The sequence below is a fragment of the Acinetobacter sp. YH16038 genome (assembly GCF_013417275.1).
In the GTDB taxonomy this organism is placed as follows: domain Bacteria; phylum Pseudomonadota; class Gammaproteobacteria; order Pseudomonadales; family Moraxellaceae; genus Acinetobacter.
Genome location: NZ_VPEG01000019.1, coordinates 68756 through 78724 on the forward strand (window position 1 = coordinate 68756; position 9969 = coordinate 78724).

The 9969-nt window shown below is 44.0% G+C and carries 7 protein-coding genes; 6 read left to right on the forward strand and 1 reads right to left on the reverse strand.

What is annotated here, in order from left to right:
* Positions 1-318: 318 nt before the first annotated feature.
* A complete protein-coding gene (locus tag FTV34_RS10060) occupies positions 319-1551 on the forward strand; it encodes an ATP-binding protein (protein ID WP_180070067.1) in 1233 nt (410 codons plus the stop codon).
* A 271-nt stretch (positions 1552-1822) separates the two neighbouring features.
* Here FTV34_RS10060 and FTV34_RS10065 read toward each other — a convergent pair whose 3' ends face one another.
* Positions 1823-2152, reverse strand: coding sequence for a DUF4236 domain-containing protein (locus tag FTV34_RS10065; protein WP_000506885.1), 330 nt, complete (start codon positions 2150-2152; stop codon positions 1823-1825).
* Between the two features lie 208 nt (positions 2153-2360).
* Between FTV34_RS10065 and FTV34_RS10070 the strand changes: the two genes are divergently transcribed.
* Genes FTV34_RS10070 through pglX form a run of 5 tightly spaced genes read left to right on the forward strand, consistent with a single transcriptional unit; the run spans position 2361 to position 9865 of the window.
* Positions 2361-3227 (forward strand): WYL domain-containing protein, encoded by an 867-nt coding sequence (locus FTV34_RS10070; protein ID WP_004781048.1) that lies wholly within the window; start codon positions 2361-2363, stop codon positions 3225-3227.
* A gap of 10 nt (positions 3228-3237) precedes the next feature.
* The gene (locus FTV34_RS10075; RefSeq protein WP_005115118.1) at positions 3238-3849 is read left to right on the forward strand and encodes a DUF1819 family protein; all 612 of its coding nucleotides are present in this window, start codon (positions 3238-3240) and stop codon (positions 3847-3849) included.
* A 16-nt stretch (positions 3850-3865) separates the two neighbouring features.
* The gene (locus FTV34_RS10080) at positions 3866-4441 is read left to right on the forward strand and encodes a DUF1788 domain-containing protein (RefSeq protein WP_002010699.1); all 576 of its coding nucleotides are present in this window, start codon (positions 3866-3868) and stop codon (positions 4439-4441) included.
* A 41-nt stretch (positions 4442-4482) separates the two neighbouring features.
* Entirely contained in the window at positions 4483-8163 is a 3681-nt protein-coding gene (gene brxC / locus FTV34_RS10085; RefSeq protein ID WP_180070068.1) for a BREX system P-loop protein BrxC, read from the forward strand.
* A 46-nt stretch (positions 8164-8209) separates the two neighbouring features.
* On the forward strand, positions 8210-9865 hold the full coding sequence (gene pglX, locus FTV34_RS10090; RefSeq protein ID WP_257226151.1) for a BREX-1 system adenine-specific DNA-methyltransferase PglX: 1656 nt from the start codon (positions 8210-8212) through the stop codon (positions 9863-9865).
* Positions 9866-9969: the final 104 nt, after the last annotated feature.

Below are 9969 nucleotides of genomic sequence, written 5' to 3' on the forward strand. Positions count from 1 at the left end.
TTTCATAAGCAATTAGGATTAAGGCTGAGACCATCAGCACAACAAAAATGAGTTCCACTCTAGTTAACATATTAATTCCTTTTACTTTTCACTTAATTTATATAGCAGTTAAGTCGCAGCATCAATGACATAACATGACATGGAAAATAATTAAAAAGACAGAATTTGGATTTTTATCAGATCTACTGTTTGCATGCTTCAACAGTAGCTTTGAATGTTTCACTTAAACTTTAAACTTTTTTTAAAATTGAATATTTTTACATCTAGGTTCTAAACTTTGATAGAATTAATTAAAACTTTAGATTTCAAGTGTAAACAATGAGAAGCGCTAATATTCGACGTGATGGCTACTTAAAATTTCTGAATACATGGCAAAACCGTGATGTCATTAAAGTGCTTTCGGGTGTACGTCGCTCTGGAAAATCTACCTTGCTGGCGATGTTTCAACAAGACCTAAAAGCACAGGGGGTACAAGCCGAAAACATCATTGTCATCAACTTTGAATTTATGGAATTTGAAGAACTCACCGATTACCGTAAACTACATGATTATGTATTGTCAAAAGTTGATGAAAGCAAGAAAAACTATGTTTTTTTAGATGAAATACAACATGTTACCAATTTTGAAAAAGTAGTCGACTCTTTATATGTTCGGGATTATATCGATTTATATATTACAGGTTCAAATGCATTCTTTCTGAGTGGAGAACTTGCGACTTTACTCACAGGACGCTATATCGAGCAACATGTTTTACCCTTGTCATTCCAAGAGTTTAAACAGTGGCATATTGGAAATAATCCGATCATCCAACAATTATCCAATCGTGATTTGTATGCTATGTACACGCGAAGTAGTTTCCCCTATACGCTTGCCATGACCAGCCAGCAGGAAACCTATGATTACTTGCAAGCGGTCTATGCCAGTGTAATGTTTAAAGATGTTATTCCCCGTTTGAATACGGCCGATATTAACTCTCTCGAGCGTGTCGCAAGATATTTGGCAAGCGTGACAGGCTCACCCATTTCCATCAATAAAATTAAAAATACCTTTGTTTCAAGTGGGGTTAAAATCTCATTTGAAACAGTAAAACGCTATATTCAGGGCTTACAGGACAGTTTGCTATTTTATAGCGCCGCACAATTTAAAGTACGCGGGCGTGAGTTATTACAATCCTCTGAAAAATACTATTTAGTTGATGTCGGATTGCGCCGGATTATGTTGCCTGATGCTAATGCTGATCAAGGTCATATCTTAGAAAATGTGATTTATCTTGAGCTTGTCAGACGAGGTTATACGGTCTATGTAGGGCGGGTTGATGAATGTGAAATTGATTTTGTTGCTGTCGATACTTTACAGAATTTAACTTATTATCAGGTGGCATTAGAAACGCTCAATGAGGAGACACTCAGCCGAGAGTTACGTCCATTACAGAAAATTTCTGATTCGTATCCCAAGTATTTGCTTACCTTAGACACGATAGGGACTGAAGCGAATTATAATGGTATTGTAAAAATGAGTGCTCTCGATTGGTTGCTATCTGAAAATAAGTAAAGTTGAGGGTAGACATGGATACTCTTATTTATTAATTAAAACTCAAAGACTTTTCAGCATCATTCAAGAATGTATTCAAGCATAATTTCTGCTCCAATTGTGATGGATCGATTTACCTCGATTCGATTGAGTCAGACTATCATGATTGAGCCAGAGTCGCTTACTGAAAGTAGCGAGAATTGCGCTGGAGTTTCTGAAGGATATTAATTCCTTAGTTTGCCCATTCATCCATCTGGGCATTTTTTTTGATCAAAATACAGTGCTGTTCTTGCTAAAAAATGACGGCACCCACCATAAAACACAATATTCCAAAAATAATCCAAGGCCAGATCTTTGTCTTCGGTTGTTCTAAATTCTGAGGATTATATTCCGTGTGTTCTAGCGATGTCGGTTGTGGAACACGGGTCTTTTTAGAGTAAGGCTGGTGTTTAGAGTAAGATAGTCCCGTACCTGGAATACCGACACTGGTTCGCGTACCTTTTTTTCCAATATTTAGAGAAGCACCAGGTTTGCCAATGCTGGCACTGCTGATGCCTTTATGGGTCAGATTAATTTTAAAACCCGGGAATAATTTAATACTTTTACGAAATCTAAAACCCATATTGCTCTCATTCTAAAACTTAGCTCAATTCACGCGCTATACCAGGATCCATGATCTGCTAGAGATCGTACTTTGACGGCTATCATCAGGATACTAGTATATTTTTTATCTGATGATTGCAATACTACCTTTAAATACCGTCAAAAATGTTTACTGTATATTTGCTGTAGGGTAATCTTAAAGCTGCTATTTATTGACTGATTGGTATATGACGACAGATAAGCATGAAGTCCTGCTACGAATGCGAGCCATCGAGCTGCTTGCTTACTGGGAAGGTCGTTTGGTTACCAATCGTTTGATGAGCTGGTTTGGGCTGAGTCGACAGCAGGCTTCTGCGGATATCAAGCGTTACAATACGCTGTATAACCCCGATGCCTTGATTCATGACCCCTCCGTAAAAGGCTATGTGCCTAAAGCCACGTTTCAACCGGTGCTGACTACCGTACATATCAATGAATATCTCAATATGCTCTCGGGCTTGGTCAGTGAATCGCATGCGCTGATTGCGATGCCAGAACCGAATCTTGCAGCAGTTCAATTACCTGATCGCAGTGTACGTCCTGAAGTGATTCGGGAAGTTTTGCGTGCCTGCCGCAACCAAAGTACTTTAAAAATGATTTATGCCTCGATGCAGAATCCGCAGTGGCATGAACGCATGATTTCCCCACATACCCTGGTGTATACCGGTTTTCGCTGGCATGTCCGTGCCTATTGCCATCAGAGCAAGCAGTTTAAGGACTTTTTACTCTCCAGAATTGATCGCACACCTGTTGTGGTGGCGATTGAGTCAGTAGACCCTGCTCAGGATCAGCAATGGCATGAAGAAATTCTACTGACGCTGATCCCTAATCCAAAATTGAATGAAGCTCAAAAAGCGCTGGTCGAAAAAGACTTCGGCATGCCTGATGGCAGATTACAGATTCCGGTGAAAAAAGCCCTGGCTCACTATACCTTGCAGCGATATCAGGCCGCGATCACGCTGGCTGAGGCGGATGATGCCTTGAAATATCCCTTGGTACTACAACGCTCAGATATCGAAAAGCTGTCGTCTTACCTGTTTGATCAGGCCTCATAGGAGATTGACCATGTTAGAACAATTTCATTATGACAGTGACCTGATTGGTGGCTCCCTGATGGTGCGTGAAAGCCGGCTGATCGCGGATCTGTTATTACGAGAAGCGACTCCAGAACAATGGCATCAGGCAATTCAGATTGACAATATTCTGCAAAAAAGAACGCCTGCTTCAGCCCAACGTAACGCCACTGCCATTCGTAAGCGTCTTGAGCGCTTAGAGCCTGATTTCTGGAAAGCACTACGTGATGGGGATGATGAGCTGGCGACCCAGGTGGCTTTTTGTGGTGCACTGGAACGCAACCTGTTGCTGCTTGAGTTTATGGAAACGGTGATGAGGGATGCCTATATCTCTCAGGCGCAACACTTGGACAGTTATATCTGGTCAGATTTTTTGGATGAACGCTCACAACGTGATCCGGATATCTGTGATTGGAAAGAGTCCAGCAAGAAAAAAATGGGGCAGGTGGTGTTTCGCATGCTGGCAGAAGCCGGTTACTTAAAAAGTACCCGTAAGCTGGAGTTGCAGCGCGTGATCGTCAGAGCAGAGCTGCGTAGCCTGTTGGAAGAACATTATAAACAACGCATTAAAAGATCTATGGAAGTGTCGCTATGGACGCGGTAGTTGTAGAGGGGCAGCAATGAGTCAAACAATACATGAGCGTCTGAACCAGATTCCAGAGCGAATTCTTTCCACCGAGTTTCTCACCGGGCAAGGACTGGGCAATGAAATTGGCTTCTGGATTTTTGATTATGCACCTGAAGATGAGTTGAAGGTGCGCGAATATCTGCATTTTCTAGACGGGATGCTGGAGAAAAAACACAGTCAGCTGAAGGTGGTGAATATCAACCTGCTGCAAGCCGTGGTGGATTATCTGGCTGAGCGTAACTTCATCGATAAAGCCATTCAAATGCAAAAAGCCAAAGGCGATGAAGCGCTGCTCAAAGCCTTAAAGGGCCCACTGCATATGGATAAGTTCGCGCCTTATCTGGTGAGTAAATATGCCACCAATGCGCAAGATATTGTGTTGATGACTGGGGTAGGGTCGGTTTGGCCACTGTTACGTGCCCATCACTTATTGAACAGTTTGCATTCGTTATTGGGGCATAAGCCAGTGGTGCTGTTTTACCCGGGCTATTACGACGGTCAAGCGATGAGTTTATTTGGAAAAATTCCAAGCAACAATTACTACAGAGCATTCAGATTGGTGCCTTAAACACGGCAAATAGAAATAAGAATTCGGGGGAATGGATTGAGATGAACATTAAAGAACTTTTTTACAAGCCATTAGATCGTGCGATAAACGGGGTGGTCAAGGCAGACCAGAATGACAATACCACGGTATATCAGGAACTCGATGAATACGTGGTCACCAATGAGCTGGAAAAGCATTTTCGGGACTTTTTCCAGTCTTATGGTACAGACCTAAGCGATCCTTCGATTGCCAATCGTGTCGGCGTATGGATTTCAGGCTTCTTTGGTTCAGGTAAATCACACTTCCTGAAAACCTTATCGTATATTCTGGCCAATAAAGTGGCACGTGACGCGGAAGGTAACGAACGCAGTGCTGCAGAATTCTTTGATGAAAGCAAAATCCGTGATGCGTTTATCCGTGCGGATATTGGCAAGGCCGTTAGCCATCATGCCGATGTCATCCTATTTAACATCGACAGTAAAGCCAGCTCCAATGATGATGGCAATCCGATTCTGAATGTGTTTTTACGCGTGTTTAACGAGTATCAGGGTTTTAGTGCTGACCATCCACATATTGCCCATATGGAACGTCACCTGAGCCAGAAAGGTGTGTATGAGCGCTTTAAACAGGCGTTTGAGGAATCCAGCGGCATGTCCTGGCTAGAGGAGCGTGACGGCTATCAGTTCTATCAGGATGATGTCGAAACCGCAATTTCCCAAGCCCTCAACTTATCTGCTGAAGCTGCGCATAAATGGTTTGAGGATTCTGAGCAGACCTTTAGTGTTTCGGTCGAAAACTTCTGTCAGTGGGTGAAAGAATACCTGGACAGCAAAGGACCCCAGCAACGCATGTTGTTCTTGGTCGATGAGGTGGGGCAGTTTATTGGCAGTGATACCCGCTTGATGCTGACATTGCAAACCATTACTGAAAACCTAGGTACGATCTGTAAAGGCCGCGCTTGGATTATCGTGACCTCACAGGCAGACATCGATGCTGTTTTAGGTGAGATGTCTTCTTCCAAAGCCAATGACTTCTCCAAGATTGCTGGACGTTTTAAAACCCGGTTATCACTGTCCAGTTCAAATACCGATGAAGTCATCCAGAAACGTTTATTACGTAAAACCCCGGAAGCTGAAGCACTGCTCAGATCAGTGTTTGAGCAAAAGGGCGATATCTTAAAAAACCAGATCACCTTTGACCGTTCAGGCCCAACACTCAAGAACTATGAGGGTCCAGACAGCTTTATCAATAACTATCCTTTTGCGCCGTACCATTTCCAGCTGGTGCAGAAAGTTTTTGAAGAAATCCGTAAGGTCGGTGCGACCGGTGCACACCTGGCCTATGGTGAACGGTCCATGTTGGATGCGTTCCAGATGGCCGCGAATGCGATTGCTACAGATGAAGTCGGTGCCCTGGTTCCTTTCCACCGCTTCTATACTTCAGTGGAAGGATTTCTGGATACAGCAGTGAAGCGTACCATCGACCAGGCAGGGCAAAATAAAACCCTGGATGGTTTTGATGTGCAGATGCTGCGTACCCTGTTCATGATCCGCTATGTCGATATCATCAAAGGTACGCTGGATAACCTGGTGACTTTGTCGATTGAGAAAATTGATGAAGATAAGCTGGCATTGCGCAAGCGGATTGAAGAGAGCCTGCAGCGTCTGGAAAAAGAAAGCCTGATTACTAGGAATGGCGATGAGTTCCTGTTCCTGACCAATGAAGAACGTGATATCACCCGAAAAATTAAAGCCACTGACTTAGCGGCTTCAGAAGAAAATAAAGAGTTAGCCAATCTGATCTTTAAAGATTTACTGCGCGATCAGAACAAATACCGCCATCAAGCCAACAAGATGGACTATCAGATTGGTCGTTTTCTGGATGGTCATAGCCTGGATGGCAAGTATGAGAGCGATTTGAAAGTTGAAATCATTTCTCCGCTGGATACGGAATACAACCTCTATACTGAAGCTTACTGTATTGGTAAAAGTACTCAGGCCGAAGGACAAGTCCTGTTTAAACTGGCAGACGATAAACAGTTCTTTAATGAACTGCGCACCTGGCTGAAAACCAATAAATTTATTCGGTTAAATGATGATGGCACTCAGTCCGATATCAGCCGTATCCTGGCAGACCGTGGCCGTGAGAACCAGGAGCGTAAAAAACGCCTGCGTGCCCGGGTCGAAGAAATGTTGCTGGACGCGGAAAGTTATGCCTTGGGGCAACATTTACAACTTTCATCATCAAGTCCAACCACCAAGCTGGACGAGGCTTGTCGTTATTTGCTGGAAAATACCTATACCAAACTGAGCTATCTGCAAGTCTATCAGCAGGATGCCTGGCGTGAACTGAACGCCGTCTTGACTGTTGATGATATGGCGCAACTCGGATTGTCTCTGGATGGCGGTCAAAGCAATCCGAAAGCCCTACAGGAAGTGGAGCAGTACATTGCACTACGCGCCACTGGTACAGAGCGTATTCTAGTCTCAGATGTGATAGATCGTTTTGCCAAACGTCCTTATGGCTGGCCAGATGCCGAGATTTTACTGCTGGTAGGTCAGCTGGCTGCGATGGGGCGGATTTCACTGCAGTTAAATGGCGGCAGCTTACAGTTAAAAGATGCCTTTGAGCCTTTACAAAACAGCCGCCGTCGCCGTGATGTATCGATCATTAAAAAGCGCCAGACTGATGATCAGGTGTTGAAACAGGCACGCCAACTCACCCAAGACCTATTCTCGGCCATGGGACCAGCGACTGAGAAAGAGCTATTTGAATTCTATTTGCAGCATTTTAAGACTTGGTTAGCCAACTTTAAGTCGTACAAAAGCAAAACTGATGTCGGGCAGTTCCCGGGCAAGAAAGTGATTGAAAAGTCGATTCTGACTTTGGAACGTCTGCTGGCGAATAGCGACAGCTTTGATTTCTTTAAGGCCGTGGTCGAGAACAAGGACGACTATCTGGATCTGGAAGAAGATTATCGTGATATTCATGAGTTCTTCACTAACCAGATGCCGAGCTGGCAGCAACTGCAACAGGCCTTACGTCATTTTGAGAAAAACAAACAGGCGCTGGGCAGTGATGATGTGGCAAAAAAAGCCCTGTCTGAATTACATCGTATTGCCACCCTTGAATCGCCCTATGGCCTGTTAAATAAAGTGGCTGATTTGGTTCGCACAGTGGAAAGCGTCAATGAGCAATTGCTGACTGAGAAGCGCAATCAAGCGATAGAACACATTGATGACAAAATCAAGCAACTGGAAGCCGAGATTAAAAACAGTGGTATCGCTACCGCTGAATTGAGTAACAAGCTATTACGCCCACTGCAATTGCTGAAAACGGATATTGAAGTGGAAACTAGCCTGTCCACCATCTATATGCTGCAAACCCAAACCGCCGTGGAGCGTTTTGATGAAGCCTTGTATGAGTTGGAAAGCGAAGTTCAGGCGGAAATCCAGCGTCAGGCCAAAGCGGCACAACTGGCTCAGAGCAAAGCAGAGAGTGTAACCAACACTGCAACCGCCTCCAGCCCAGCTACATCAGCACCTGCTGCGAGTCCGGTACAGCCTGTGACAGCCGTAGTGCCACCGAAACCGGTGGTGGAAGTCGATGTCGCCAGCATTTACAGCAAAACCTCCAGTAGTGTCTATCTGGAAACAGAAGAATCAGTGGATCAGTTTGTAGACGCACTCAAAGCTGAACTGAAAAAAATCGTGAGTGATAAAAAGCGTGTGCGTATCCGCTAACTCGGGTTAGGGATATCGGCATCAGTCATTAATTAAAGGTTTAAAGATGAATACCAGTAATATTAAAAAATACGCACCGCAAGCACGAAATGATTTTATCGCAGCGATGCGCAAGCAGGCGGCCAAATATGGCATCACCGCAGACAGCATTTTACCGGCAGAACAGAAAGGCGACTTGTTGCTGATTGGCGATCAGGTTTTTCCGCTATCAGTCATGAAACCACGTGAGAAGCTGATCAAACGCATTCAAACCAGCAGTTTTGAGCAGACGATTGATTATATCGCTTACAGTTGGTTTAACCGTCTCTGTGCGATTCGTTACATGGAATGCAAAGGGTTGCTGGATCATGGCCGCCGTGTACTGAGCAGTGCCGATGGCAGTGCCGGCTTGCCACAGATTCTGGAAGAATGTCTGGATATTGAGTTACCGGGTTTAAATACCAGCCGTGTGGCTGAGTTAAAGCTAGATGGCAATAAAGACGAAGAATTGTACCGTGAGCTGTTACTGGCTCAATGTCATGCGTTGAATCAGGTCATGCCACTCCTGTTTGAACAGGTTTCTGATGAATCTGAACTGTTATTACCGGATAACCTCACAAAAACCGATTCCTTGATCCGTGATCTGGTCAGCAGCATTCCAGAAGAAGACTGGTCGGATGTACAGATTATTGGCTGGCTGTATCAGTTCTATATTTCTGAAAAGAAAGATCAGGTGATTGGTAAAGTCGTCAAAAGTGAAGACATTCCTGCAGCGACGCAACTCTTCACTCCAAACTGGATTGTAAAATATTTGGTACAAAACAGTGTCGGTCGTTTATGGATGATGGCACAGCCTGATAGTACGCTTGCTAGTGAGTGGGAATATTACATTCAGCCAGCGGAACAGACCGATGAAGTCAATGCCCAGTTAAAACAGCTGATTAATGTACGGATCAGTGAAGATGGCGATACTTTAAATCCTGAAAGCATTACGGTGCTGGATCCGGCCTGTGGTTCGGGGCATATTCTGGTGGAAGCCTATGATTGCCTGAAAGCGATTTACTTAGAACGTGGTTACCGCAGCCGCGATATTCCACGTTTGATTCTGGAAAATAACCTCTACGGCATTGATATTGATACCCGTGCCGCACAGTTGGCCAGTTTTGCGCTGTTGATGAAAGCGCGTGAGGATGACCGCCGTTTATTTAGCAATCCACCGAAGCTGAATATCATTGCGTTACAGGACAGTCAGCCTGAGCGTTTAGATGCATTCACCCAGGACTTGGCAAGTACCGGTATTGCCCCGGCAGATTTAAAAGAACTGTTAGATTTATTTGAACATGCTTCTACCTTTGGTTCTTTGATTCAAATCCCTGAAGCATTTGCTAAGAAATTACCTGATTTAGAAACCAAGCTGAATACAGCTTTAGAATCAGGGGATATTTTTGCACAGCAGTCGGCACAAGAGCTTTTACCTTTAGTTCGGCAAGCTAAATTACTCGCTAAGCAATATGATGCCGTGATCGCTAACCCGCCGTATATGGGTAGTAAATTTTATGCACCCGCTCTTAAAAAATTCATTGAAAGTAACTATAAGGTGGCAAAAGGTGATTTATACACCTGCTTTATGGTCAGAAATGAATATTTAGCTAAAACTGGTGCACTAATTGGCATGATCACTATTCCTAACTGGATGTTTTTAGAGGTGGTCCCACTTGTTTGAACAACTAAAAGCGTATTTATAAGTGATATTCCGCTCTAGTTAAGCCACCTTGTTTTGTTGGGGTAGCTGATCATAGTAAAACTCATTTGGTGTCATTTTGTCTA

Bases quoted from the DNA above. Each gene is read 5' to 3' on its own strand.
- FTV34_RS10065 (WP_000506885.1), bottom strand. From the start codon at position 2,152: ATGGGTTTTAGATTTCGTAAAAGTATTAAATTATTCCCGGGTTTTAAA.
- pglX (WP_257226151.1), top strand. From the start codon at position 8,210: ATGAATACCAGTAATATTAAAAAATACGCACCGCAAGCACGAAATGAT.
- FTV34_RS10060 (WP_180070067.1), top strand. From the start codon at position 319: ATGAGAAGCGCTAATATTCGACGTGATGGCTACTTAAAATTTCTGAAT.
- FTV34_RS10080 (WP_002010699.1), top strand. From the start codon at position 3,866: ATGAGTCAAACAATACATGAGCGTCTGAACCAGATTCCAGAGCGAATT.
- FTV34_RS10070 (WP_004781048.1), top strand. From the start codon at position 2,361: ATGACGACAGATAAGCATGAAGTCCTGCTACGAATGCGAGCCATCGAG.
- brxC (WP_180070068.1), top strand. From the start codon at position 4,483: ATGAACATTAAAGAACTTTTTTACAAGCCATTAGATCGTGCGATAAAC.
- FTV34_RS10075 (WP_005115118.1), top strand. From the start codon at position 3,238: ATGTTAGAACAATTTCATTATGACAGTGACCTGATTGGTGGCTCCCTG.